The following is a 25,663-nucleotide window of genomic DNA, read 5'->3' as shown; positions in this document are numbered from 1 at the left end:
TTTTCTCGTCAGATACCACACTGTGTACAATCGGTGATTCCATTGGCCCAGGTGCTACGGCGTTCACAGTCACACCTTTAGCAGCAAACTCTTTGGCAAAGATTTTGGTCAAAGTTACAATTGCACCTTTGGTTGCAGCATAGTGTGCTCCTGTTGCAGTACCTCCATTTTGCCCTGCCAATGAAGCCATATTGACGATACGGCCATAGCCTTGATCTGCCATATATTTGCCAATAATCTGACACGCTTGAAAGGTTCCTCGCTGATTCACTTGGGTGATCCAGTCAAAGTCAGCTGCAGTAATCTCTAAAACAGGAGTTGCCTTAGTGACCGTCGCATTATTAATCAACACATCCAATTTGCTGAATTTTTGTTGAATCCACTGCACTGCGGCATGAAAATCTTGCTCAACTGAAATATCCAGTTTTAACGCAAACATATTCTCCGCATTAGGACTACGAGCTTTGGCATTTTCAGCCTTTTCTAAGCTGCTGGCAGAGACAATCACTTGATGCCCCTGTGCTGCAAAATATTCGGCGATCACATTCCCTAAACCAGATGCTGCTCCCGTGACTAAAACAACCTGTTTCATTTTTTTGCGCTCCTAGAGGATGTAACTGATACCCGCCAAAGTATCGGTCGAGTTGACTAAGTTGATAATTTTACGATTGATCTTAAAGCCTTGTTCTGGATCACGAACCAAATGAAAAATCACATCTGCGGTGTAATGTTTCAAGCTTTCCTTACGGAATTCACGAAGGTTTTGTGCACAGCGTAAAATGATTTCACCATCCTCATCTTTTACGACACGGATACGTGACACGCTACGGACGGTATTGGCTTTGGGTGCAGTCGAAATCGCTTCACCATTTTCCAAACGTTCTACCCGTAATGTACGCATATGATTGTTGTCATAGGCATAGTTCAAATTATTTTCATAATCCTTGAGTGTCGGATCAATCGGAATGATATACACGCCTTTTTCATTCCATAGATTGAGCCATTCACGGTATTCACTGTGATCTAACATGTCAGCTTCAGCCCAAACAAAAGCAGTCACTTCATTTAATAATTGCAAATTCATGTTCATGCTACTCTCCTTAAGCCGTCATCATCTTTTTCCACTGCTGATAAGCAGCGCGCATTCCAGTTTCTGCACTGACATCACTCTTTAAGCCATCTTCAGTTTTTACTTCACCGGGTAAACCACGGTTCAACATGATCCATAAATCATGACCAGCATTGGCACCATGTTGCACACGTTCCCACGCTTCTGAGTCATCAGGTGTACCAAAACCAAATGGACCTTGGAAATGTTCATGTAGACGTAAGCGATATTGATTGGCAATCTGTGGACCACCATCCATCGTGATCACGGAATGATGAATTTCAGTTTCATTGACTGAAATCGGTTGCATGACACGGAAAAAGGCCATTGAACAGGCAATGTTTGGGAACAGGTTTAAGTTAAAACCAGAACCACCCACAGCACGTACAATACGGCGTACTTCAAGTTCTTCATGTCCTTCATCACGTAACGCTTGAGCAAGCTCTTCAAAACGTTCCTGAATTGGGCGTTCCATCAACTCTTCATCTAAATCCACCAGCTCAGGAATCATCACCATGACACTGTGCCCATTGCCTAAATCTTCAACATAGCCAGGTTGATTTTCAAAATTAAATAATTCTTCAGTCTTCTCATCAACTGAACTTAAGAATGACTTATGTACCAGCGGGAAATGATAGGCATCGGTGGTGTTTTCCAGTTGAATTTTCCAGTTGCCTGGGAAACGGAAACGATGTTCACCCAATACTTTAATTGGATAACCTGCGCCTTGTTTCATAAACAAATCAATCCATTTTTTCGCTGCACCTAAGAAATCCTCTAAAGGTTCAATATCATCTTTAAAGGTGGCGAAAATCATACCGTTGTATTCTTCAACACGTAGGCTAATCAATGGAAACTCTGATTTATCCAGACATTCACCATAACTTTCAGGTGAAGGTACACCACGTAATGAACCATCCAGTGCATAGCTCCATCCGTGATATGGGCAAACAAAACTGTTGGTTTTGCCTTTTTTATGTTCACATACCGTTGCTGCACGATGGCGGCAACGATTGAGCAATACATGGACTTTTTTCTTACGGTCACGTACAACGACCACAGGTTGCTTACCAATATTAATGGTTTTATAGCTACCACCATCTGGAATTTCGCTGGCATGTGCCACCCAAACCCAAGTGCTGTAATAAATCTTTTCCATTTCATCATCAAAGACACGCGCATCTTTATATAAAGAGGTATGCGCACGATCACTTTGAACTAACTCGCTGTAATCAATATTAATATTCTGCATTGGAATAATACTGTTCATATCCATTATCCTTTTCAATTTATCCATAACTTATTGCTGAGACGGTACTGGCAATATCGCTGTACTGTTCCAGTGAGACACGGGGCGACTAAAAATATTTTCAGTCTGAAAATGTTTGATCTTCCATAGACCATCGGTTTGCTGTTTAAATTTCACGCGGAGTTTTGCGGCATTTAAATGGCTATCTCCATTGAGAAAGGTCGAGGTTTGCAACATCAACCAGCTTGCATTGGCCTGATCGCCTGCAATATAAATTTGTTCTGAGCTGACAAAATGCGCATTCATCACAAAATGTGATTCGGCTTGGGTATAGCTTTTAAACATGTCAAAAATGGCTTGCCATGAAGCATAGCGACCAAAAGATTGCGCATATTTCTCACCAATCCCTTCCCAAATACTGTCCTGATCAAATAAATCCATTAATTCATTGAGGTCAGTCTTGGCATTTAATTCATCACAAATTTCCATATAACGATGAATACAATTACGAATCGCGTTTTGTGCTTCGAGCTGCTCTAAGCGTTGTAGGATAACGGTCAAATCCATCTGGCTATTCATGTCATATTCATCCTTGGACATCTCGTGATTATTTAAATTCGGCTTATAAATAACCAGGTGCTGGCTGCATACCAAAGCTCACCAAAGCGGCATTTTGTAAAGTGGCATCGCCCATAAAGGCATGCTGAGTCACCACATTGGTATCATTCACAAAACGGCTAAATGGGTTATGGGTATAAATTGCAGTCATGCCCGCCAGCATTTGAATTTTGCGCGTCACACGTGCGCAAACTCGAGCAACATGGGTACAAGACAAACGCATCTCACTGATCTGTTCTGGCGTTGGCGTAGCACCTGCAATAATCTCATTCCAAACGATTTGCATAGTGTCGTAGAACCAAACACGCGCTGCTTTAAACTCAGCTTCGACTTGGGCAAATTCATATTGAGTGACTGGGCGACTGGCAATTTCAGCACCACCTGTGATAGATGATTTGCCAGGCGCTAACTTTTGGAATTCTTCCAACGCTGCTGCTGCAACACCGATCCCGACCACAGTTAACACCTGTGTTGCCAATGACAGTGATGGATATTTAAAAAATGGTTCCGAAAGTTTAGACGGTTCACCACGAATAAAGGTCCAGTCATTGTTAACAAAGACATTATCGACTAGTAGATCATGACTGCCTGTTCCCTTTAAGCCGACTGTATCCCAAGTCATTTCGATTTGTGCTTGTTTTGCTGGGATAATTGCTAAACGTGGGAGACCTTGTGTGGTGTTATTGACCTGTGGACTAATCCCCACTCCAATAATATCGGCCCCCATACAACCGCTGGAAAATTTCCATCGACCTTTCACCACCACGCCATCAGCTCTTAAATCTGCGGGTTGCGGTGGAAAAATACCTGCTGCAAATACAATATCTGGGCTCTCTTTATATAATTCTTCAAGCGTTGCTTCAGGCAGGCTACCCAAATAAGCAGGGCTCATCCCAAAACTCGCAACCCAGCCCACTGAACCATCTGCTTTAGACAAACGTTCAATCAACTCACAAAATTGTTGAGGTGACCATTCATTGCCGCCAAAACGTTTCGGTACCAATGCACGATAGACACCAATCTGCTTTAACTTATCGATGATGTCTTGACTCACATACGCTTGGTTATCAAACTCGCCTGTACAAGCACGTTCTCGAATCTCCTGACAGAGTGCTTCTAATTCCGTTATTGTTGTGTCCATTACAAATTCCTTTGTCGATAAATTATTCATTACCCAACTCCTTGTCATTTATTGCGATGCATCCACGATATATTTCGCAATTGCACACACCAGCTCATCCGAATTTCGTTTTGCCACGATTTGTAAACCCACTGGTTGCCCTTCACTGGTTTTGAGCGGTATTGAAATTGCAGGATGACCAGATAAATTGAATGGACGCACCAATGAAGTTAAGTTCAACAGTGCAACCATATGTTCTGCATCGATTAATTTGGGTGGGATTTCCGGAAGGGTTGGCAGTAACACAGCATCATATTTTTCCAATAAGCCATCAATTTCATTGATAAATTGTGCTTTGACCGCTTGCGCCTCTTTTACTTGTTGCACAGTGGTTTGCGCAGATTTGAGCAAGCGAGCATGGATATCGTCACCCAATAAACCGGTTTTGGTTAACTCGCCATACGCCTGCCAATTTTCATAATTAATGATCCGCATCCCTGCATCATAAGCAGGTTCAAACCATTCAGATTTCACTGGTGTAGCTGACAGATTCGCCTGAGCAAGAAATTGCTGAATACAGTTCAATACCGTTGGGTTCGCATTTACCTCAAGCCAAGCCAGTTTCGGCGTATGCGCTAATTTTTCCAAAGCATGGAAACTTGGATCAATTATCTGCATCGCGGTTTCAATCATTGCAACCGAAGCGGCAAATGGTCCCACGCAATCCAACGAACTCATGGCCGGATGTATCCCTTGACGACTGACGCGATTGAATGTCGGTTTAAAACCATACACCCCACAACATGCCGCAGGCATACGAATTGAACCACCAGTATCGGTACCTAAAGTGAAATCAGCCAGTCCCGCGGCTACGGCAGCAGCAGACCCACTCGATGAACCACCTGGAATTAGATCAGGATATTGAGGATTGATTGCAGTGCCAAAAACAGGATTGATCCCGGTAATCCCAAAAGCCAACTCATGTAGATTGGTTTTTGCGGTAATTTGGCAATCCGCTGCCAAAATACGCTCTACCACTTCTGCATTTTTTGTTGCAGAAGGCTTATCCATCAAGGCTTTGCTCCCGATCATGGTCTTTAGACCTTGAATATCAATGGAATCTTTCACCATGACTTTTAAAGCACCGCGCCCTATTTGTACGTCTTGTACAACAATATTCATTCACTTTTCCATGTATTTTTGTACTTAATACCAATATCGGAAAAAGTAATGTAATTGTCAAGATGTTTTTATCAGAAAGAGCAAAGATTTTTTCTTTAATTTTTGTATAATGATGAATATTCATCTTTATAAAGTTATCACTTTGCTATGCTTACTCATTTAGAACAATTTCTACCTAATAATGAACCTAGCAGTTTACAAAGCTATCCTTTCTTTTGGATTTCTCAAGTGAATGGTAAATATACACAACTTATTGAAAAGTCAATAAAAAAACTAGGTATCGACAATACACGTCGTAAAATCATTTTAAGCACCAATGCTTTGCAACAAGCCAGTATTACCGAAATTGCCAACCTCTCTACCCTTAAATTGACCACAGCAACCAAAGCCATTTATCGCTTGGTTGAAGATGATATTGTGCAGGTTTTTTCGTCAGAGTCTGATGAACGTATTTCGATGGTCAAGCTCACAGACAAAGGCAAAGAACTAGTGGAGCAGATCAATCAAATCAGCCAAGTGACTTTATCTGGGATTTTAAATGCCTTTGAAGATGAGGAATTACATCAGTTAAACGCACAGTTGAAAAAGCTATTCAATTTGATGCCATCAAGCTAAAAGCTGTAAATAAACGCCCATTAGCTGAATGCAATGGGCGAATTGTTCGGTTCATCACGTTGTGGACTGTAAAATATTAAACGGTGGTTTTAGCTTACTTTTTTCAATTCGATCTGAAAAGGTTCGTAAGACATCTTGTTTATATTGATGAATATCCACATCCGCATAATTATAAAAGCCCTGCTTTTCACGAAGGCCATTACGCTGCTGCCGCATATTTTCCGCAATAATTTCAGGTGTACGAAAACGTTCACCCAGCTCTTTTTGCAAATATTGCGAGGCATAATACAAAATATCGCCACCGCCCCAATCAATAAACTCCAATAAGCCTAAAACAGAAAAACGCAAACCAAAACCGGTACGAATAGCAATATCAATATCTTCTGCCGAAGCGACTCCATCTTCAACCATACGTGCCGCTTCATTCATTGCCAAGGCCTGAATCCTTGGCACGATATAGCCCGCCTTGGCATTACAAACCACAGGTACCTTACCAATCACCTGTAGGAAATGCTTAAGCTGAGTCAGCACCTCATTTGAGGTCTGGTCAGAACGGCTTAACTCCACCAAAGGCATGAGATAAGCAGGATTTAGCCAGTGTGCATTGACCACTCGCTCAGGATGCGAAATCATTTGCGCAATATCCGTCACTAAAAATGTCGATGTGGTCGAAGCCACAATACACTGCTGTGAAAGATATTGATCCAGCCAAGCAAAAATTTCTTGTTTAGCTTGTTTTACTTCTGGTACAGCCTCAAGGATCAACGCACAGCTTGGCAATATGCCTGTAGCAGCCTGTTTAGATAAAATCGCAATCTTATCCAAAACAAAAACTTGCTGGTCTGCTTGAATAAACTGAATTTTCTCAAGCAACTGTAACTCTTGCTGTAAATCAGCACGAATTTGAGTTTGATATTGTTCAAATTCAGCTTCACTACGTTGTTTTGCATCAATCAAATCAACGTTTAGTCCTGCATAGGCAAATGCAATCGCAATGGCTTTGCCCATACGTCCAGCGCCAAGCACCGCAATTTTTTCGATCATCTGCATTTTAGACTCCTTGTTGCAAAATCGCTTGAAGTTCTGCTGGGCTTTTATCCGCCAGACCTAAACGCTCAAAAGTACGTCCTTGTTGATATAAATCCTTACCCGTGACCGCTGACGCGATATTCAACAATCCTTCAGCAACAGGGGTTGCAACACCGGCCCAACGTCCCACAGAAACTAAAAAAGATAATCCTAAACGAGTGTCTTCTAACATATAGCGATGTGAATCTAAGTCGATATCCTCACGCCAGTCACCGCTGTCGGTTAATTTTCCATGTGCCCCACGTCCATACATCCATTCATCACCCTCACCTTCATGATTATAATGATCCGCCAAAGGAAAATGTGGTGCGGCATATCCCAATGCTTCACGTACTTGCATTCGTTCCGCATCGAGTTGATTAGTGACACGACGAATTGAGGGTTGAGTACCTTCGTTATGAATATCCCACGCTTCAAAATGTTCAAGTGGACCCGCATTCATCAAAATTAAAGGTGGATGAATAATTGGTCCAGCATTCATCAATGCACCACTTAAGCTGTCTTCAACGGGTTCAACGCTAGGATATGCCTGCTTAAGCACGTGAAATGCATGTTGTGACAATACACTTGGAAATACGCCTGTGGGTAAACGGGTCGCATAACCACTAATCACAATTTGATTCACCCCATGTTTACGCACCAAATAAGGCAAAGTTCCCGTTTCTGCAAATGCCACTTGCGCAGTGTTACCTGCTTGTTGCATCGCCTTGGCAAAGATAAAACTACCAAATGTCGCTGGTGGTAAGTACACCACTTGCCCAGCTTTAAAAAATGGCGCTGCTTGATGGGCTAAATCATCATGTGTGGTCGCAGGTAATGGAATAATAATCAACTCAGCATGTTCAATGGCGCTTTGCAAATTATCAGACAAATTAATCTGACTCTTTTCAAAACCCACCGTCACAGTACGATCGCCTTGATAATCTTTAATCTTTAATTGCCCAGTGGCAGCAAGTTGTTGCAAAGCATCTGAATCACGGCGCCATAACAGCACCTCATGCCCTTTTTCAGCCATTTCTGCCGCAGCTGCATAACATCCATGACCGCCACCTAAAACTGTAATTTTCATCATTGATCTTCCTGATTTATTTCAATTCATCATAGAAGTGCAATAACCTGCTCGCTTATCCAAACACGCAACACGTGTTCAGTTTACGAAAGCATTGTACTCATTTGAACAGGACTCATTTTTAAAGTTTTAGAAGGTAAACACCCATAGCGTTTTTTATACAGCGTAGAAAAATGCCCTAAACTTTGGAAGCCGTGACGCAACACAATATCCGTCACTGTTTCATTGGTTTGAGCATGCTGCAAAGCCAGATGTACCCGTTCAAGTCGCTGATCACGGATATACTCAACTGGGGTTTGTTGTAAATACTGGCTAAAGCCTTTTTGCAATGTGCGGATCGACACCTCACAACACTGGCTTAAATCTGCTAATGAAATCGGTTGTTCTAAATGATTCTGAATATATTTTTGTGCTTTTTTTAGATAGCCAGGCAAAATATGCTGTCTTTGCAAATTAAGCTGGGCACTATAGTTATTTGGGATCTTCAATAAAATCAGTTCAATTAAATACTGGGTAAAACTCGCAGAGATAAAGCTCCAATTTTGAATATGATAATAGGCATGGCACAAATAATTGAGGGTTTCAATAATCGAGTCTATGCCTTCTTCGGTACAGGACAGGCTCATATCAAAGACAACCGGTTCATGACTGGTATGCCCCAACATTTTAAACAATTGGGTTTCTACATCATGTTGAGCAAGTTTTAAAATAATATTTCGGCAATGCTGATTGGTCTGGATTTGCTGTTGAGTATGCGGATGCGTAATCGACATAATCCCGACTGACTGTAGCACCTGTTGGTCTTCTATACCGACTTTACATTGACCTTCCAGTGTCAATCGAAATAAATAAAAATCAGAAACCTCATCAATGGTGATTATCACAGGGGCACTATATTTAAGATCGTACAAGGCACAATTACCAAAGCGAAAGCCATTTAAACGGGTATTTAACGGTTCACGCACTTCCACCTCAAAACGATGAGGGCTTAAATAATAGCTGACCTGATCTTTAATGGTTTGATAATCATCCGATTTAAACAACAGCAGCTCATTTAGATAATCCAATTTGAAAAACTGTTCCATTCTTTCACTCCCTGATTATGGATTGGCCAAACAAGTCACAAAGCCCATTACAAAGAATGGGCGCTGTGACTGATTGAGAACACCATTGGATTAAGAGGCATGTTCCTGCTGCATACTGGCGCTAAATGCCTTACAGCCCTTTTTCAATAAGATAAATGCCAACACACATGAAATCGTACCCACGATAGACAAAGACATCCCCACCATCAGTGGATTTTCAAAGATTTTATCTGTAATCAATGCCACCAACGTGGTACCGATCCCAACCGCAACCAAATTACTGATCAGCAAAAATACAGCTGAGATTTGTGCACGCAACTGATTCGGTGCCAGCATTTGCATTGCTGTGGTTGAAATTGGCATTGGGAAAGAGGCAAAAAACATGGCAGGGACCAGAAATACCACAGAAAGCCACAGCTCATTGACTTGGGTAAAGACCATAATTGGTAAAATTAATCCTACGATTCCGATCACACCGGTAATCATTGGCGCGTCCTTACGTCCTTTTTGAATAAACCAGTCATTGAGCCAGCCTGCACAGAATACGCCAAGAATATTTGCCACCAATAACACCGTGCCTAGCATATAGCCTGCTTCTGTCGGTGTAAGGCCAAACTTACGCATGTAAAATGCTGGTGACCAACTAATCAAGCAATACAGCGCCATTGCATAAAAAGTAAAACCTAAATAATGGCAAGTAAAAGTACGACTATGTTTTTTGATAAACTTAAACGCATCTTTCATATTGGTCTTTTCAACTTGACCTTGTGCATTTAAACGCTGACCTTTGCGTTGCGGTTCTCTCACCGTAAGTAACACCAGTAAGCCAATAAACACTCCAGGTAAGCCTACGATAATAAATGCTGCTTGCCATGCTCTTAATGCACCAAATAAAGGAACCTGAATGGTGTCCATATTTTTAAGCAAGCCAATCACATAACCGCCGACCAGAAAAGCAATCCCTCCACCGACAAATGAACCAATTGAATATACTGCAACAGCACGACCTAATTTGTCCTTGCTAAACATATCACTAAACATTGAATACGCGGCAGGAGATAAAGCAGCTTCGCCCACCCCAACACCCATACGGCTTAAAAACAGTTGAATAAAGTTTTTACTTAAGCCACAGAATGCAGTTGCAATGCTCCAAAACACCACCCCGACTGCAATAATTTTTGGTCGAGAAAATCGATCTGCCAAATAGGCCAGTGGCAACCCCATAAAGGCGTAAAACAACGAAAAGGCGAGACCATGTAATAGACTAAATTGGGTATCTGACAATCCTAGATCGGCCTTAATTGGTTCAATCATCAGTGCCAATATTTGCCGATCTATAAATGAAAAGATATAAGCCAACATGCACAGCGAAACAACATACCATGCATATGTATTTGAATGAGAGCCTGTTGACTCTGGTGAATGAGTATCCATTTTTCTTCCTTGTCCATGCATTTTTATGATTGGTATCTTTAAGAAGACGTCGCGTATTCGAGGAAATATCCATTTCCTATCCACCTTCATAAAGAAAAGCTTAGCCTACTATAGTTATTTTTACATGGAATTTTCCATGTTATTTTAAGTATATAGTTATACCTTTTGCGTCACAATGTTCGACTCAAACAAATTCATTTTATTTAAAATAATAGATATCAATAAGATGCTATGTTTTTTAAATTGGAAATTATTTTTGGGAGCGATCTTGAAACATACGTTAAAAATTTAATTTTAAAATAATATTGAATTTTACATTTATTTTTACATAATATAAAAAATACACCTCTCATAGGAAATGGATATGCCACTGTCAAAACAAGATGCAATTGAAAGTATACATAGCATGCACGTACTGATTGAACGTATTTTTAACGGGAAACATACAGAACAAGATCTTCCCCTACTTATTGAATATTTTTCCGATCATTTTGAGATGGTCGGTGCAGCTGGAAAGCGTTTTTCCTTGGCCGATGTCAAAGGGCTGTTTAGCAATAATCAGGGCAAGATGCCAGATCTAAAGATCGAAATTTATGATGAACAAATTTTGATGCAAAGTGAACAAAGCATTGTTCTCACCTATACTGAAAAACACACCAAGGAATCAGGAATTCTAGTTCGACGTTCTTGTGCGCTGATTGAAGAAATTCAAGGAAAAATGCTATGGAGTTACTTACAGGAGACTTTTTTACCTTAAATAGCTGTAAGTCATAATAACTTCATTTTCCAATGCAACGCTTTAAGTTCAATAAGATATCAATTTAGAATATAAATGATTGAGTTGCGACTTAAAGCTTAGCCTCCCCCCGTTTTGGCAAACACTTTGTCCATTTTCATCCCCATCATTAAAATTTTACTTAAAAAACAAAATTACGGCGAAGTTCAATTCAAAAATATTATTCATTTCAAAAGTGTACATGCTTTGATTTATAAAACTGATTCAACAATCCTATCGCAATCTCCTCAACAAAAATGTATCCAAGCATTTAATCTGCATAAAGTGGATAAACACATGGAAAATCTGGATAGAGCCCTTCTTTAAATCGCGGTTCAATCAAACAAAGGACTGATTGGACAGAGGAAGAGCCCATGACTGCACGTAACCTCGCCGAATGGCAAAATTTTGTACACAGCTGTATCGATTTTCGACCAAATGATGGTGTTTATCGGATTGCTCGCGATATGTTTACCGAACCAGAACTGTTTGATCTCGAAATGGAACTCATTTTTGAAAAAGTCTGGATTTACGCTTGCCATGAAAGTGAAATTGCCAATAACAATGATTTCATTACAGTACAGATTGGCCGACAACCGATCATTATCAGCCGTGATGGTAAAGGCGAACTACATGCCATGGTCAATGCCTGTGAGCATCGTGGTGCAACCTTGACCCGTGTGGCTAAAGGCAATCAGTCTGTATTCACCTGCCCGTTTCATGCTTGGTGTTATAAGTCCGATGGGCGTTTGGTTAAAGTCAAAGCGCCAAACGAATATTGTGAAGATTTTGATAAATCCAGCCGTGGTTTAAAACAAGGCCGTATCGCCAGCTATCGTGGATTTGTTTTTGTCAGTCTGGATACTCAGGCCACAGATTCACTGGAAGACTTTTTAGGTGATACTAAAGTGTTCCTTGACTTGATGGTTGATCAATCACCAACAGGTGAGCTTGAAGTATTACAAGGTAAATCTGCTTATACTTTTGCAGGTAACTGGAAACTACAAAATGAAAATGGTCTGGATGGCTATCATGTTAGTACCGTGCATTATAACTATGTTTCCACCGTTCAACATCGCCAGCAAGTTAACGCAGCCAATGGCAGTGAACTTGACACACTTGATTATAGTAAATTAGGTGCGGGTGATGCCGAAACGGATGATGGTTGGTTTAGCTTTAAAAATGGACATAGTGTGCTGTTTAGTGATATGCCAAATCCAGCGGTACGTCCTGGTTATGATGTGGTGATGCCTTATCTGCTGGAAAGGTTTGGGGAAAAGCGCGCTAAATGGGCCATGCACCGTTTACGTAACCTCAACCTTTATCCAAGCCTGTTCTTTATGGATCAGATCAGTTCACAACTGCGTATTGTCCGTCCTGTGGCATGGAATAAAACCGAAGTCATCAGCCAATGTATTGGTGTCAAAGGTGAATCAGCGGAGGCACGTCGTAACCGTATTCGTCAGTTTGAAGACTTTTTCAATGTATCAGGATTGGGTACACCAGATGATCTGGTGGAATTCCGCGAACAACAAAAAGGCTTTCAGGGCCGTTTAGAACGCTGGAGTGATATCTCACGCGGTTATCATCAATGGAATTATGGCCCATCACAAAATTCACAAGATCTTGGTATTGAACCCGTGATCACAGGGCGTGAATTTACTCATGAAGGGCTATATGTCAACCAGCATGGTCACTGGCAACGCCTGCTCCTCAATGGACTCAATAAAAAAGCACTTAAGATGCAAGAAGTCACTTTTTTAAATCAATCTGTTACGGATGAGGTGTAACCATGTCTCTAGAACTTCATTTTGCAGTGTCTCAATTCCTTTATAAAAAGGCGGAACTGTGTGATCGCTATGATTGGGATGCTTACCTTGAACTCTATGATGAAGATAGTGAATATCATATCCCGCAATGGATTGATGACCATCACTACGTTCAAGATCCCAATCAAGGCTTGTCCTATATTTATTACCCCGATCGTTCAGGACTTGAAGATCGTGTGTTCCGTATCCGTACTGGAAAAGCAGCTTCTGCAACGCCTTTACCGCGCACTCAACATAATATTCACAATGTACAAGTAAAGACTCAAGAAGATGGTTTGGTTGAGGCAAAGGTAAGTTGGCGCACGCTTTATAATCGTCAGGGCCTTGAAGGATGCTTTTATGGTCATGCCACTTATTTGCTCCGTCCAACTGAAGATAGTTTCCGTATTCGTCGTCAACACAGCGTATTGCTTAATGACAAGATAGATTCGGTTCTCGATTTCTATCACGTCTAAGGAGAAATACAATGAGTCATTCTGTTGCACTCAACTTTGCCGATGGTAGAACATTTTTTATCGCAGTACAGGAAGACGAATTGCTGTTGGACGCAGCGGTTCGTCAAGGAATCCACCTCCCGCTCGATTGCCGTGAAGGTGTTTGTGGAACCTGTCAGGGGAAATGTGAAACGGGTATTTATGAACAAGAATATGTTGATGAGGATGCATTAAGCGAACGTGATTTGGCTGAACGTAAAATGCTGGCTTGCCAGACACGGGTTAAGTCTAATGCCGCTTTTTATTTCGATCATAGTTCCGAAATCTGTAATGCGGGTGAGGCTTTAAAAATCACCACGGTGGTTACTGCTGTTGAATTGGTTTCAGAAACCACCGCGATCTTGCATCTGGATGCCAGTAGTTTTGACAAGGAACTGAATTTTTTACCAGGTCAATATGCACGTTTACAAATTCCAGAGACTGACGATTGGCGTTCTTATTCATTTGCCAATCGTCCCAATGCCAACAATCAACTTCAGTTTTTAATTCGTCTGCTGCCAGATGGTGTAATGAGTAATTATCTCAGAGAACGTTGTCAGATTGGACAAAGCCTGATGATGGAAGCGCCTTTAGGTAGTTTTTATCTACGTGAAGCTGAACGCCCTCTGATCTTTATTGCAGGTGGTACAGGTTTATCGGCTTTTTTAGGTATGCTCGATAATATTGCCGATCAACCAAATCAACCCTCAGTGCAACTCTATTATGGTGTCAATACAGAAGCCGATCTATGTGAACAAAAGCGTTTGATCGCCTATGCAGAAAAGATCAAAGACTTTAGTTATCATCCGATCATTTCAAGCGCCTCAGAACTATGGCAAGGAAAATCAGGCTATATCCATCAACATCTGGATAAACAACAACTTCAACAACAGCGCTTTGATATGTACTTATGTGGCCCGCCACCGATGATCGAAGCCGTTAAATCTTGGCTAGATGAGCAATCTATCGAAGATTGTTCGATTTACAGTGAGAAATTCTTACAGAGCAATACGGTTAGAACTTAGTTTTAACAACAAAATGCGTGTCATATCTTAAGATATGACACCAACTCACAGCAGGGTTAAGCTCAAAATGATTCGAATCTTAATTGGGCAACAAAACTTATTAAATAGCGAGATCCTAGAATGATTTATTGATGGAATTTGAATATTTTTTCTACGTGGCCTGAATATTTCAGTTTTGTGATATCCTGATATTTGCAATAATATGAGGATTTTTAATATAATTATATTATTCAATAAGTTAAACCAATAAAAACAACCAAAAATAAATTGATCATTTTAGTCAGATTTGCTATACATAGAGATAGATCTTAAGGAATAGGATCATATAAAGAGTACAAAGCATGATCAACGCTATCCTTTATTTTTTTAAAAATACCATAACGTTTTTATTGATTTGATCACGCCAAACTAGACTAAAAATATGTTGTATCGAGGTATTTTACTTGGTCTATTTTTTGCTTAACTCTTTATATCACTGCCAGCCACTTAAAGTTTTAAGTATTGTTTAGTGCATTTTAATCAGGTCATCATGTGACATAAAGATTAGCTGTAATAAACAAGCCAGCCAAAAGGAATATTTATGAGTCAGGTCGATCCTACTATGGAATTCAATGGACGTCATTTACAGCAATGCCCCATTTTTTCATCGCAAAACTTAGTCTTTCAGCATCAAGACTTGGGCGAAACCTGCAAAAGTGTTGGGCAAATCTTCAAACCGCATCTATTAAAAATCGTACAACAACAAAACGATTTTCACTCATCCATGCACCATCTTAAAGCAGGACGATTATCCATCAGTCGTCTTGAATACAGTGCCGATGTCTATATTGAACCTGACCATTTAGAAAAATTTTATCTGATTCAAATTCCAACACAGGGATATGCAGAAATTGAAATGAATCAACAAAAATTTATTTCTTATCCGCAAGTTGCCTCTCTAATCTCACCCGAACAATCGCTAAAAATGCGCTGGCATGCCAACTCCCCACAACTGATTCTCAAAATTGATAAAGATGACCTTTTACAGCACTGTCGCCAGCATCTTCCAGATGCACAGCAGCACCCTCCTATTTTTGAACCCAAGCTTGATCTTTCTACCCAAGGTGGTGCTTATTTTTTCCAATTGATGCGTACATTGATGGATGCGCTTGCTTGTGAACAGCATCCTTTGCATCACCCAATGGCATTTAAGCAGTTTGAATCGAGTCTATTTAATGCCCTGATTTACGGCCAAGCCAACAGCTTATTGCATCAAATCGATCAGTACCGAGAAAAAGCCATTTCACCTTATTTTGTCAAACGTACCGAAGCCTATATGCGTGAAAATCTACACGCAAATTTAACCATTGAACAATTGGCTGAACAGGCAGGCGTAAGCGTACGTACCTTGTTTGCAGGATTTAAAAGCTTTTTAAACACTACTCCAATGTCATATTTAAAAGAGTTGCGTTTTGAACAAGCGCATATGGAACTCCTACAAAATGAGCATGTCTCAGTCACAGATGTCGCGTTTAAATGGGGCTTTAGTCATCTTGGACGTTTTTCTCAGGAATATAAACGTCGTTATGGTGAATTACCCTCTTGTACACGCCGTAGCACCCTTGAACAGCAAGATCTTAGGTTTAAGCCATATTCTTAAACAACCGATGAGATTTAGTTAGAGATTTTATTCATTATAAATAATTAAAAAACCTATTTAGACGTATCTAAATAGGTCAAGTATATCTGTCAGTATGTTGCCATAGCGTTTCAAATCAGAAGTGATGAATATAGCGTAATTGCAAACGAGTTCCTTCAGGACGATTTTTTGCATCCTGTTCAAAATAGGCATTTGTCACGATATGATCATGTTTAGAAAAGCTATACATCGCCCCCGGTCCAATCGCCCACACTTGTTCACGTGTGCCTGTTAATTTTTCACCCTCTACTTCCGTGTCAGTAATTTGCTTGAGCCAGTAACCATTGATCCCTAAGCGTAATTGTGGTGTAAGCGCATAGTCGGTTGCAAAATTGGCATGGATCGCTTGCCCTGCCTGAATATCATCTGCAAGACCGAAGCTATAATTTGGATCATCATTTTTAAAATTGTACAAATAGTGCAGACGTGTAGAAACCGTCCACTTTGGATTAAACCAATAAGTTGCTGCCCAGTATGGATCAAATGAGACGGCATTATTGCCCGGATTAATATTTTTATTCTGATCATATTTCCCTGTCGGTAAATTGACCTGAAATTCAAAACGTTGTACGAATTTGGGCCCATCTTTGCCCATGACTGGGTCAAACTGGATAAATGGCCCAATCATCAGATCACCAAAACCCCCTTGGGCTTTAATCGCGGCATTATTTAAACCATCATCCATATCCATTTTACTGACAAATGGAATCAGCACATTCAATCCTAACGATGCGTGTTCACCTACACGCACATCGGACAGATAACTAACTTGTTCAACAATGACTTGATAATTTAAGTCGGTCTTGGGTAAAGCTAACCGATGAGCTTGATTGTCTTTTAACTTGTTCGAATCATAATTTTGCAGATACGTTTGAGAATACCACCCCGGCCCAGCAGGCAGTCCACCATCCAGAAAACTGGTCATGCCCAGATTCACTGTCGGCAAGTCATATGCCTGTGCTGCAACCGCTGTTAAGACCACTGTTCCAGCAAGAAAACCTCTTTTGATCACATTATTTTTCATTTTCGATCCCCGAAAAAATCACGATCAAAATTGATCGTGATTGTTGCTGTTAAATACTCAGTTCTGGATGCGCTGCAGCAATACGATACTTGCCCGCATGAAACACCAGAGGCTCACCAATACGATGTTGATAATGTTCAATCTGACCAATAAAAATCAGATGATCCCCCCCTTCATATTGATTTACGTTTTTACATACCAATGTTGCCAATACATCTTCTAGTAACGGTAAACCGCGCTCACACTCACGATGTGCAATGTTGGCAAACTTATCCTCTGAACCACGGGCAAAATGCCCTGAAAGTGAGTGATGTTCTTGTGCCAGCATATGAATCGCAAAATATTCGGCCTCAGTAAAATCCAATAAACTTGGTGCAGTCTTTGACAAACTCCATAAAATCAGCGGCGGATCGAGTGATAGTGAAGAAAACGAGTTGGCTGTCATCCCAATTTTTCGTCCATCTCGTCCACGGGTTGTAATCACCGTAACCCCTGTAGCAAACTGCCCTAACAGGTTGCGGATTTCTCTTGGATTTTCCGTATCAATTGGTTTTAAATCCAGTTCCTGCAATGTGTTGATATTCATACCATTCACCTTTGACTTTGCTTCCCTATTAAGCCACTTTTTGACAGCTTTTCGATTCGATAAAACGTTGCGCCTGTTCTGGATCAAACCACCATGGAGCAAAATTGCGTGGATTATCAAAATTATTGGCAATACTCGAAGCAATGGCATGGTTCTGCTCAGCCGCCGCCAAAAGCTCAATCATGTGCGGTTGTGGTGGCAACAATAAACTGTTGGTCCAAGCCACGACTTTTTCGGCATATGCCCAATAACGTTCAAATGTCTGTTGCATCCATTCATCTGTAAATGTTTGATTGTCATGCGCTAAAATGGCATCGAAATAAATTTTGCTACACTTGGCGGCATTGTTTGAACCTTGCCCCGTGATTGGGTCGTTCACCACTAATGCATCGGCCATACCAAAAACTTTACGACCAGATGGCAGGGTTAATATCGGTTTACGCACTCCCGGTGGAAAACGTCCAGACAGATAGCCACCAGCGTCGGTTAATTCAATATTTTCACAACGTGCTGCTTCCCAAGGCACATATTTGTTTAAAATATCTTTACTCATTTGCAAATGCTGTTCTGGTGTTTTCGCATCTTGCCAGCAATCCATCGGCCCACCGGGAATGCCTTCAAACACCATAATTTCACAAGCACCTGTAACTGTAAGCGCAGGAAAACAGAAATATTCACCCACTTCTGGAATCACGTTAAAAGTCACACGAGAATACGGCGACATTTGCTTCATACCTGTTACATAGGTCAAAGCAAGCGCGCGTTGTGGCTTATCAAAGCAACTACGCGCTTCATCACGCTCGAACTGTTTAACCACTTCCCCCTTACCTGCGGCCAGTAAGACCAGCTCATATTCAGCAGTGAGCTGTTCCAGTTCATCTATTCCAACATCTTGAATAATCAACTGACCACCACGACGCTCAAACATTTCCATCCAGTACGGCATCTTGACGCGCTGATCTACCGATTGTGCATAACGCTCCAATCGCGCACTCCATGCAAAGGCAGGCTGTTTTGTTTCTGGGTTGACCAGTGTAAATCCAATCCCTTCAACCGCTGGACATTGCTCTTCCCAAAAATTAAGTCCAACATCACGCTCTGTTTGCAAGGCCGTGTGAAACATACACTGACTCGACATGACCTTGCCCTGACGAATTTCATCACCAGTACGGTTGGTGACAATCGTCACCTCATAACCTGTGTCTAATAATCCTAAACCGAGCTGCAATCCAGATTGACCCGCTCCTACTATAGCTATACGACGCATCATGGTTCTCCCATATTTTTTAATTCATTGAGTGTTTTAAATGTTTGATTTGCTATCACGCTTCATCGGCTAAACGTGGAATAGCTGGTTGATTCCCTTCAGGCCCCATGACGGAGTAACCACCATCGACGGCATAGTCTGCGCCTGTCACAAAACTTGCGGCTGGCGAGAGTAAAAACAGCACCACATTGGCCACCTCTTCGGGATGACCTAGACGTCCCAGTAAATGGTAGTCAGCTGCTACGGCATCAGCTTTGCTTCGGTTATTGCCACTGACATCGGCAATCACCCGTGACCATGTCCAACCAGGTGATACCGAATTAACCCGCACCCCATCTGCTGCAAAATCCATCGCCATGGACTGGGTGAGTTGTCGCATCGCTGCTTTTGAAACGGGATAAAGCCAACGTCCTGTTTGTGCAAATTTGGCGGAGATCGAGGTGAAATTGACAATCGCACCATGCTTGGTTTTTAAATCCTCATAAAACGCACGGGTCAGTTCGACGGCTGAAAGCAGATTAATATTCAATGCTTGTAACCAGTCTTCACGTGAGGATTTAAAGCCATCATCCAGATAGGTACAGGCCAGATTGACCAAATAATCAACTTTGCCAAAGCTGTCGTGAATTGTTTTCACTGCGTTTACAATCGCCACATCACTGCTTAAATCAGTTTGAATAAATTGCGCCTGCCCGTGCATGGCATCTGCCACTTGCTGTCCTTGTTGGTCAATATCCAGAATAATGACTTTTGCACCTGCATCGACCAATGCTTGAACTACGGCCTGACCAATCAGGGTTGCGCCGCCACTGACCACAGCGATTTTCTGATTCAATTGAATATCCATATTCCACTCCTAGATAGTTAAAACGATTTGCCTTCGCTGCTTGACCAAGACGGCATGAGGGTATTGGATGGCAAATCTTCATCCAGTAGTTTTTGAGCAGTTTCTACACCAGCAACGGGTAGCCCTTTAGGATTGAGTAATCCAATTTGAACTAGAACGGATGCCTGATCCCAGTAGATATGTTCATGGCAGAGTTTTGGGCCACGGAACTGAATCACACCCAGCATAGGAATCTCAACATACTTCCCTGTTGGCGCGACTCCCGGCAGTAACCAGTCAATTTCACTGTCATGGGTAAAACTCATAATGAATTCATCCACCACCTGTGTTGAACCAACAGTGCGTGAGATCGACGTGATCTTCATATCTTTTGGATTTTGATGAACGAAGTGGTATTGATAGAAGCGGGCAAGTTGGCTATATCCCACACCACCTGTCAATGTTGGAATATGATTGACATAGGGTTGCGCCACCATGGTTGCCATAGTGGCAGGTACATTGCGTGTATCAAATTCATAACGGATATGCGCCTCCCAAAGTGCAACCAAATCATAAACTGGTCCGATACTTTGATGCAGTGCGGTAATACTGCGTTCATGAGCAAAACGTGCGGAAGGTTTGTGATAATGTTCGCTATTTGGTCGGGCAAAGGCATGATCTACACCCTCATAGACATAAGCCTGAACATTGCTATATTGGGCGGCAGCATCCAGAATCTTTTGGCGTGCCTCTGGCGGTGTAAACTTGTCTAATTCAGCAATATGTAAAACTACTCGCCCTTTGGCATTTTCAAGTTCATCGAGTGTCTTCTCGATTCCTACCCCGTAATAACCCACAGCACAGGCCACTTCAGAAATACGACAACCTGCCAGATACGCCAGTTTTCCACCCAGACAATATCCCACGACACCTAAGCCTGCAGTGGCATCACAACTCTCCAAAGTTTTGAGAAAATTCAAGCTATCTTGAATATCTTCGACACCTTGATCTTCATCATAGTGTTGATAAAGCTCGAAGGCTTTTTGAAAATCTTGCTCGGTATAACCCAGTTCAATGCGGGGTGCAGTACGCCAGAATAAATCTGGAACCAATACGGTATAGCCTTCCTCAGCCAAAAAATCAGCCTTGATACGCATTGCTGCATTCACACCAAAAATTTCCTGACACAGTACAATCCCAGGCCCTTTTCCGCCCTCTGCAATTGCCAAATACCCAGCAAATGACTTCCCTGTTTGTGTTTTTACTTCAATATATTGACCTGACATTTCATCCACTCCAGACCTAACTGTTAGCGTTATCATGTCTGTGAAAGGTATTTAACGTCTGTCCAAAATCTGCGAGGATTATCCAATCAGTGCGGAATACTGTGAAAGATGAAAATTCAATGCATAAAATTTATTTTAGAAATCATTAGATCTTTTTCATAAATCAAAAAATGAGCATATTGAGCGAATCGTTTTGATATTGAAATTGCCTTTGGGCTGAGGCGAGGATGAGAGGGCTTTTATGTTGAATTATGGTTTTAATAAGGACTTATGATAGAAGCTGATTGCCACTTTTTATAAATATCTTGTCATCTACTATTCTGAACAAGATTATCTTAAACAAGATTTTGCTCACCACATCAATAAGCCATAGTTAAATAAGTAAATCTGCAATTTTGCAAAAGTTCTCAATAAAAGCCATTGTTAAAGTCCATCTCACTTAGCAATACATTGCAACAATACCCTGTTGTTCAGTAAGCTATGTCTAACGCTACATGTAATGCACGCTTCTGTGCGATTCGTCCCAACTTCTATAAAGCTGATTCTACCAAGCTGAGTGAATATATTAGACATGGTTTCTGATTTATTAAATTCTAATATGCACCCTGCATTTTCTGACAACAATCAAGTTCGTGTAGTAACGACTTTTTCTGAACTTGTAAATACGACATTTCAAGGCGAGATAAATGCCATTTGTTGGAACAGAGATTTGCTGGGTGATTTTAAAGAAATTGTGTCTAAACTTGAATTAAAAGAAAATATTACCGAAGTTTCCACTGAAGATCTTTTAGCACTACAACTTTCAGAAAAAGGTATTCTGGCAAGGGACATCATCTTAAACGATATACAACTATTAACTGATTTCGGCGCTTCGCCTTCACTGAATTTACTTAAAAATTATGAACGGGATCAAGATCTGGATTTCATTTCTACAGATGTATATTCGTATCATGTTGATCGTTCACCCATTGAAACAGATACTTTTTTATGTACCTATCATGGCGCTGCCAGTGACATCATCTCCAATGATCAAGTGGAACAAAAAATTTTGATCCCAGAAATCAGGGAAAAGCTTAAAGCATTACATGACGGTCCTGAAGCAGAATTTGAAACCTTTCTGCAAGAGTATTTTTTTGATCTGCATTACCAGCCGAAACCCAACTCAGAACCTGTAAATTTAGGCTCAGGACATCTTTGGCGCTTAGCGGTAGATTATCCAACACAACAGGTTTTACCTTGCGTTCATCGAGCGCCCGTTGAAAAGGATGGCGAGTATAGGTTGTTATTAATTTGTTAGATCATGACCTAATACAGCTAATAAGTAGAGAAAAATTGCCTCTCGATATGACAAGTCTAAAAAGAATGATCAAAGCACGCGCTTGTAAATAATGCTGTGTAATTCCATTTTAAAATAATCAACGACTCGCACATTAAGCAAGAGACTAAAGTGGTTTATTAACGCTTTCCCATTTTGGAAAGAATCGGGTTAAAAGCGCGAATGAATTAATAGATTATATTTTTACTCGATTCTTAGTTTCACTTGGATTCTCTCCAAATTCTTCACGATATTCATGCGAAAAACGGCCCAAGTGATTAAATCCCCAATCAAAAGCTAATTTTGAAATGGAAATATTTTTATCCATAGAGGTACTTAAGGTCTTATAAACTTGTTGTAAACGATATCTACGTAAAAAAGTCAAAGGACTTGTTCCATAATACTGTTGAAATTCAGCATATAATTTAGACTTTGATACGCCAGCTAATCTTAGCAAATCTTCTGCACGAATCTCCTCATGGGCATACTTCTGAATATAGTCGCATACCTTACGTAAGTATTCTGGCGCTTGTTGATCAGATAAGGATCTTAACAAGCTTGAATAATTATTTTCTTGCGAGAGTAATAAAGCTTTAATCAGGAAATTTTCATAATCCTCTGACCAAAGTTGTAAGCCCTGCATACTTTTGTATTGAGATCGCAACAACAAAAAATGATCAATATTTTGCCACCACATCCCGATACCCTGATCAATCTTCAAACTCATTTCAGGATTGAAAACCACGGGCTCTTCAACAGACCGACGTAGTAATTCGCCTAACACCTTCTGCATACTTTTTTCAGGAATAACCACTTGATATTTTTTACAATCTTTATCAATCGCTAAATCCTGCAAATCTGCATTAGATAAAATTAGCCCTTTATCAGCACTGGAAATATAATTGGTGCCATTGATTGCTAAAGTCTGCTTACCTTGAATCGGTAAGCTAATACTATATGCCCTTAAATTAGACGTGTTAATGAGTACATTTGCACCATAGCTGATCTTACCGATCGCCATACGCTTGTGGGGTAATCGAATCCCTTCATAATGAAAATCCAAGACATTTCGACCGCATGTATCTAAGTGATGCTCCCCACATATTGAGGACATTAAACTGTGTGCAAATTCTGCCTGACGGGAATAGTGATTTAGATCCATCTCTTGGCTTAGTGATAACATATTCTTTTCACCTAGCTAACGCTCAATACTTGTTAAGGGGCAAATTACGTGCCAATTCCTTTACTTAAAATATTAAGCTCTGTTTATCCATAAACAATGTAGAAAATCAATTTTGTATCTTTCTTTATAACAAATTTAATTGAGAACTTATATACTATTTGAGTATGAAATTATTACTAAAATAAGTCCCCTTGCAAAAGGTCTCCAGCGTTTAAAAATCTGACTACAACATAAAAAATATTATTTTCTTTAGCTTGTGATTAAAAATATAAGCATAGATATTAAGATATCCAAAAAACTAGAATTCCCATCATCTATATTGTTTATTTAAGCTATCTTCAACATAATGAAAAATTATGAGGCTATTGACTCTAATTCACCTTAACTTGTAGCGATACTCAATATAACCTGCAATACTTATCATTATTTATTAAAGCTTACATCTAATAATCAAAATTATTTAAAATAATTCGACCTCTATTGAATAAATCAAAAAATAAGCATGTTAAGAAAATCATACTGCTATTCAAAGTGCCTTCTCCACTTTAAAGAAGGCTAGAATGATAGGTTTAATATAGATTTATGCTTTAAAAAAACTTATGCAAGAAAACTACTGATGATTACCATTGATAACGAAGTCTAAATAAATGCAGATCAGGCGTTTCTTTACTATCACTGGTATATAATCGTTCATAGTCAAAACCAATACCATAATTAAAGCGCAATGCCATACCTACTCCCAAATCGCGTCTTGAAAAATCCTCACCTTGAGTATATTTAATATGATCACCCATAACATAAGGTTGTATCGATTGAATACCATAATTTTGCACTTTAAACTTATATCCTGCATAGTATTCAATACCATAAGCTTCAGTATCCAAATAATGTTCTACGCCATAAGGTGCTGGCTGATTGCGCGCAAGATTATTCGGCACTAGGTTTTTATACCATCCTGCTCCCACTCCCCACATCCATTGACCATCAAAATAATATAAAGCTGTAGCGATTACATGTTGAGATAGATCATGATTATCTTGTGAATCAGATAAACTGACTTGATTATGTTTATAAGAAGTTCCCCAATGTAAATTTTTGCTCAAATGAACATCGGTTGCGATCTCTTCACCTGATTTCAACTTATAGTGGAAGTTGTTCAGTGAGGTTTCATCTCCAAATAAATACGCTGCATAAAAATCAACATATTGATTTTTCTTTTCATAACGTAATGTTTTACTTGAAACTAATGTACCATCATGAAATGAAAAAGGACTCCACGTAGAAACTTGACCTAGCATATCGTAATCCCAAAGATCTGTTTTTACTCCAACGACATCATGGTAAATACTATACATTTTGCCAAACTTTAATGTGCCATATTGAGAATTTTCCATACCCACATATGCTTGAATCGTTGTGAACTCTTCATCATTCTTAGCATAATGACCATCCCAATCCAAGATTTTTGGTAAATTAAAATAATTTTGATACCCTGCAATTAAATGTGTATTTTCATCCAATTTATAATCAAGATCTAAATACATACGGCTCGCAGCACTATAACCATTTCTACGATATTTTTGACTTTGATTGTTCGCATTATATTGATCAAAGTTTAAAGCTTGTAAGCGCATGCTCCCATGTGTTTTAACTGTCAAACTATCTTGATCAGAAAAAATTTGATCTTGGTGGATCAGCTCAACTTCAGCAGATACTGTTGTTGCATTTAGTATTACCCATGTGGAACACACAATTTTTAATGTTCTTTTTAACATTTCTACATCCTTGTCATTCAGATTTAAATCGTTAGACTATCCTTTCTAACCA

24 protein-coding genes are annotated in these 25,663 nt (G+C 40.2%); 7 read left to right on the top strand and 17 right to left on the bottom strand.

Annotation, left to right across the window (positions count from 1 at the left end; genetic code table 11):
* The 6 genes from FHR28_RS21730 to FHR28_RS21705 form a co-directional block, all read right to left on the bottom strand.
* Positions 1 to 592, bottom strand: a 592-nt coding sequence (locus FHR28_RS21730; RefSeq protein ID WP_166783558.1) for an SDR family NAD(P)-dependent oxidoreductase, incomplete at its 3' end; no start/stop codon positions are given.
* A gap of 12 nt (positions 593 to 604) precedes the next feature.
* Positions 605 to 1,090 carry an aromatic-ring-hydroxylating dioxygenase subunit beta gene (locus tag FHR28_RS21725; RefSeq protein ID WP_004721595.1) on the bottom strand — a complete coding sequence of 162 codons (486 nt, stop codon included), beginning with the start codon at positions 1,088 to 1,090 and terminating at the stop codon, positions 605 to 607.
* Between the two features lie 10 nt (positions 1,091 to 1,100).
* Positions 1,101 to 2,378: an aromatic ring-hydroxylating oxygenase subunit alpha gene (locus FHR28_RS21720; RefSeq protein ID WP_166783557.1), complete on the bottom strand. Its 1,278-nt coding sequence runs from the start codon at positions 2,376 to 2,378 to the stop codon at positions 1,101 to 1,103.
* Between the two features lie 30 nt (positions 2,379 to 2,408).
* Entirely contained in the window at positions 2,409 to 2,936 is a 528-nt protein-coding gene (locus FHR28_RS21715) for a nuclear transport factor 2 family protein (protein WP_166783556.1), read from the bottom strand.
* Between the two features lie 43 nt (positions 2,937 to 2,979).
* The gene (locus tag FHR28_RS21710) at positions 2,980 to 4,146 is read right to left on the bottom strand and encodes an acyl-CoA dehydrogenase family protein (RefSeq protein ID WP_166783555.1); all 1,167 of its coding nucleotides are present in this window, start codon (positions 4,144 to 4,146) and stop codon (positions 2,980 to 2,982) included.
* 18 nt (positions 4,147 to 4,164) lie between these two features.
* Positions 4,165 to 5,277 carry an amidase gene (locus FHR28_RS21705; RefSeq protein WP_166783554.1) on the bottom strand — a complete coding sequence of 371 codons (1,113 nt, stop codon included), beginning with the start codon at positions 5,275 to 5,277 and terminating at the stop codon, positions 4,165 to 4,167.
* A gap of 147 nt (positions 5,278 to 5,424) precedes the next feature.
* Between FHR28_RS21705 and FHR28_RS21700 the strand changes: the two genes are divergently transcribed.
* Positions 5,425 to 5,892, top strand: coding sequence for a MarR family winged helix-turn-helix transcriptional regulator (locus FHR28_RS21700; RefSeq protein WP_004721604.1), 468 nt, complete (start codon positions 5,425 to 5,427; stop codon positions 5,890 to 5,892).
* 54 nt (positions 5,893 to 5,946) lie between these two features.
* Here FHR28_RS21700 and FHR28_RS21695 read toward each other — a convergent pair whose 3' ends face one another.
* From FHR28_RS21695 to FHR28_RS21680, 4 genes are all read right to left on the bottom strand, one after another.
* Complete coding sequence (locus FHR28_RS21695; protein WP_151956972.1) at positions 5,947 to 6,942, bottom strand: 3-hydroxybutyryl-CoA dehydrogenase; 996 nt, start codon at positions 6,940 to 6,942, stop codon at positions 5,947 to 5,949.
* 1 nt (position 6,943) lies between these two features.
* Positions 6,944 to 8,050, bottom strand: coding sequence for an NAD/NADP-dependent octopine/nopaline dehydrogenase family protein (locus FHR28_RS21690; RefSeq protein WP_166783606.1), 1,107 nt, complete (start codon positions 8,048 to 8,050; stop codon positions 6,944 to 6,946).
* An 83-nt stretch (positions 8,051 to 8,133) separates the two neighbouring features.
* Positions 8,134 to 9,135, bottom strand: a complete 1,002-nt coding sequence (locus FHR28_RS21685; RefSeq protein WP_166783553.1) for an AraC family transcriptional regulator — start codon at positions 9,133 to 9,135, stop codon at positions 8,134 to 8,136.
* Between the two features lie 90 nt (positions 9,136 to 9,225).
* Positions 9,226 to 10,569, bottom strand: coding sequence for a spinster family MFS transporter (locus FHR28_RS21680; RefSeq protein ID WP_004721612.1), 1,344 nt, complete (start codon positions 10,567 to 10,569; stop codon positions 9,226 to 9,228).
* A gap of 364 nt (positions 10,570 to 10,933) precedes the next feature.
* Between FHR28_RS21680 and FHR28_RS21675 the strand changes: the two genes are divergently transcribed.
* The 5 genes from FHR28_RS21675 (at position 10,934) to FHR28_RS21655 (ending at position 16,310) form a co-directional block, all read left to right on the top strand.
* Positions 10,934 to 11,326: a DUF4440 domain-containing protein gene (locus FHR28_RS21675; protein ID WP_096733761.1), complete on the top strand. Its 393-nt coding sequence runs from the start codon at positions 10,934 to 10,936 to the stop codon at positions 11,324 to 11,326.
* A gap of 392 nt (positions 11,327 to 11,718) precedes the next feature.
* Positions 11,719 to 13,134 carry an anthranilate 1,2-dioxygenase large subunit gene (gene antA / locus FHR28_RS21670; protein ID WP_056515395.1) on the top strand — a complete coding sequence of 472 codons (1,416 nt, stop codon included), beginning with the start codon at positions 11,719 to 11,721 and terminating at the stop codon, positions 13,132 to 13,134.
* Positions 13,135 to 13,136: 2 nt separating this feature from the next.
* Positions 13,137 to 13,628 (top strand): anthranilate 1,2-dioxygenase small subunit, encoded by a 492-nt coding sequence (gene antB, locus FHR28_RS21665; RefSeq protein WP_056515392.1) that lies wholly within the window; start codon positions 13,137 to 13,139, stop codon positions 13,626 to 13,628.
* Between the two features lie 11 nt (positions 13,629 to 13,639).
* The gene (antC, locus tag FHR28_RS21660) at positions 13,640 to 14,671 is read left to right on the top strand and encodes an anthranilate 1,2-dioxygenase electron transfer component AntC (protein WP_004721619.1); all 1,032 of its coding nucleotides are present in this window, start codon (positions 13,640 to 13,642) and stop codon (positions 14,669 to 14,671) included.
* A gap of 580 nt (positions 14,672 to 15,251) precedes the next feature.
* Entirely contained in the window at positions 15,252 to 16,310 is a 1,059-nt protein-coding gene (locus FHR28_RS21655) for an AraC family transcriptional regulator (protein WP_004721620.1), read from the top strand.
* A gap of 115 nt (positions 16,311 to 16,425) precedes the next feature.
* Here the strand turns inward: FHR28_RS21655 and FHR28_RS21650 are convergent, their stop codons facing one another.
* The 5 genes from FHR28_RS21650 to FHR28_RS21630 are packed head-to-tail and all read right to left on the bottom strand — an operon-like array spanning position 16,426 to position 21,338.
* Positions 16,426 to 17,373 (bottom strand): SphA family protein, encoded by a 948-nt coding sequence (locus FHR28_RS21650; RefSeq protein WP_004721622.1) that lies wholly within the window; start codon positions 17,371 to 17,373, stop codon positions 16,426 to 16,428.
* Between the two features lie 49 nt (positions 17,374 to 17,422).
* Positions 17,423 to 17,959: a flavin reductase family protein gene (locus tag FHR28_RS21645; RefSeq protein ID WP_171527387.1), complete on the bottom strand. Its 537-nt coding sequence runs from the start codon at positions 17,957 to 17,959 to the stop codon at positions 17,423 to 17,425.
* 28 nt (positions 17,960 to 17,987) lie between these two features.
* On the bottom strand, positions 17,988 to 19,226 hold the full coding sequence (locus FHR28_RS21640; RefSeq protein ID WP_056515442.1) for a styrene monooxygenase/indole monooxygenase family protein: 1,239 nt from the start codon (positions 19,224 to 19,226) through the stop codon (positions 17,988 to 17,990).
* Between the two features lie 55 nt (positions 19,227 to 19,281).
* Entirely contained in the window at positions 19,282 to 20,073 is a 792-nt protein-coding gene (locus tag FHR28_RS21635; RefSeq protein WP_105714284.1) for an SDR family oxidoreductase, read from the bottom strand.
* A gap of 17 nt (positions 20,074 to 20,090) precedes the next feature.
* Entirely contained in the window at positions 20,091 to 21,338 is a 1,248-nt protein-coding gene (locus tag FHR28_RS21630; RefSeq protein WP_151956978.1) for a dienelactone hydrolase family protein, read from the bottom strand.
* 598 nt (positions 21,339 to 21,936) lie between these two features.
* Here FHR28_RS21630 and FHR28_RS21625 point away from each other — a divergent pair.
* Positions 21,937 to 22,635, top strand: a complete 699-nt coding sequence (locus tag FHR28_RS21625) for a DUF1826 domain-containing protein (protein ID WP_166783605.1) — start codon at positions 21,937 to 21,939, stop codon at positions 22,633 to 22,635.
* Between the two features lie 214 nt (positions 22,636 to 22,849).
* Here the strand turns inward: FHR28_RS21625 and FHR28_RS21620 are convergent, their stop codons facing one another.
* Both FHR28_RS21620 and FHR28_RS21615 read right to left on the bottom strand, forming a co-directional pair.
* Entirely contained in the window at positions 22,850 to 23,836 is a 987-nt protein-coding gene (locus FHR28_RS21620) for an AraC family transcriptional regulator (protein WP_105714281.1), read from the bottom strand.
* 620 nt (positions 23,837 to 24,456) lie between these two features.
* Positions 24,457 to 25,611: a porin gene (locus tag FHR28_RS21615; protein ID WP_166783552.1), complete on the bottom strand. Its 1,155-nt coding sequence runs from the start codon at positions 25,609 to 25,611 to the stop codon at positions 24,457 to 24,459.
* Positions 25,612 to 25,663 lie beyond the last annotated feature (52 nt).

The organism is Acinetobacter sp. BIGb0196 (assembly GCF_011759595.1).
Lineage (GTDB): Bacteria > Pseudomonadota > Gammaproteobacteria > Pseudomonadales > Moraxellaceae > Acinetobacter > Acinetobacter guillouiae.
This window is presented reverse-complemented; position numbering and strand designations above follow the sequence as displayed.

Excerpts from the sequence above, each read along its gene's own strand:
- FHR28_RS21645 (WP_171527387.1), bottom strand. The coding sequence starts at position 17,959 with ATGAATATCAACACATTGCAGGAACTGGATTTAAAACCAATTGATACG.
- FHR28_RS21625 (WP_166783605.1), top strand. The coding sequence starts at position 21,937 with ATGCACCCTGCATTTTCTGACAACAATCAAGTTCGTGTAGTAACGACT.
- FHR28_RS21720 (WP_166783557.1), bottom strand. The coding sequence starts at position 2,378 with ATGAACAGTATTATTCCAATGCAGAATATTAATATTGATTACAGCGAG.
- FHR28_RS21680 (WP_004721612.1), bottom strand. The coding sequence starts at position 10,569 with ATGGATACTCATTCACCAGAGTCAACAGGCTCTCATTCAAATACATAT.
- FHR28_RS21615 (WP_166783552.1), bottom strand. The coding sequence starts at position 25,611 with ATGTTAAAAAGAACATTAAAAATTGTGTGTTCCACATGGGTAATACTA.
- antB (WP_056515392.1), top strand. The coding sequence starts at position 13,137 with ATGTCTCTAGAACTTCATTTTGCAGTGTCTCAATTCCTTTATAAAAAG.
- FHR28_RS21725 (WP_004721595.1), bottom strand. The coding sequence starts at position 1,090 with ATGAACATGAATTTGCAATTATTAAATGAAGTGACTGCTTTTGTTTGG.
- FHR28_RS21655 (WP_004721620.1), top strand. The coding sequence starts at position 15,252 with ATGAGTCAGGTCGATCCTACTATGGAATTCAATGGACGTCATTTACAG.
- FHR28_RS21675 (WP_096733761.1), top strand. The coding sequence starts at position 10,934 with ATGCCACTGTCAAAACAAGATGCAATTGAAAGTATACATAGCATGCAC.
- FHR28_RS21705 (WP_166783554.1), bottom strand. The coding sequence starts at position 5,277 with ATGAATATTGTTGTACAAGACGTACAAATAGGGCGCGGTGCTTTAAAA.
- FHR28_RS21635 (WP_105714284.1), bottom strand. The coding sequence starts at position 20,073 with ATGGATATTCAATTGAATCAGAAAATCGCTGTGGTCAGTGGCGGCGCA.
- FHR28_RS21710 (WP_166783555.1), bottom strand. The coding sequence starts at position 4,146 with ATGAATAATTTATCGACAAAGGAATTTGTAATGGACACAACAATAACG.
- FHR28_RS21715 (WP_166783556.1), bottom strand. The coding sequence starts at position 2,936 with ATGAATAGCCAGATGGATTTGACCGTTATCCTACAACGCTTAGAGCAG.
- FHR28_RS21640 (WP_056515442.1), bottom strand. The coding sequence starts at position 19,226 with ATGCGTCGTATAGCTATAGTAGGAGCGGGTCAATCTGGATTGCAGCTC.
- FHR28_RS21620 (WP_105714281.1), bottom strand. The coding sequence starts at position 23,836 with ATGTTATCACTAAGCCAAGAGATGGATCTAAATCACTATTCCCGTCAG.
- antA (WP_056515395.1), top strand. The coding sequence starts at position 11,719 with ATGACTGCACGTAACCTCGCCGAATGGCAAAATTTTGTACACAGCTGT.
- FHR28_RS21690 (WP_166783606.1), bottom strand. The coding sequence starts at position 8,050 with ATGAAAATTACAGTTTTAGGTGGCGGTCATGGATGTTATGCAGCTGCG.
- FHR28_RS21650 (WP_004721622.1), bottom strand. The coding sequence starts at position 17,373 with ATGAAAAATAATGTGATCAAAAGAGGTTTTCTTGCTGGAACAGTGGTC.
- antC (WP_004721619.1), top strand. The coding sequence starts at position 13,640 with ATGAGTCATTCTGTTGCACTCAACTTTGCCGATGGTAGAACATTTTTT.
- FHR28_RS21630 (WP_151956978.1), bottom strand. The coding sequence starts at position 21,338 with ATGTCAGGTCAATATATTGAAGTAAAAACACAAACAGGGAAGTCATTT.
- FHR28_RS21700 (WP_004721604.1), top strand. The coding sequence starts at position 5,425 with ATGCTTACTCATTTAGAACAATTTCTACCTAATAATGAACCTAGCAGT.
- FHR28_RS21695 (WP_151956972.1), bottom strand. The coding sequence starts at position 6,942 with ATGCAGATGATCGAAAAAATTGCGGTGCTTGGCGCTGGACGTATGGGC.
- FHR28_RS21685 (WP_166783553.1), bottom strand. The coding sequence starts at position 9,135 with ATGGAACAGTTTTTCAAATTGGATTATCTAAATGAGCTGCTGTTGTTT.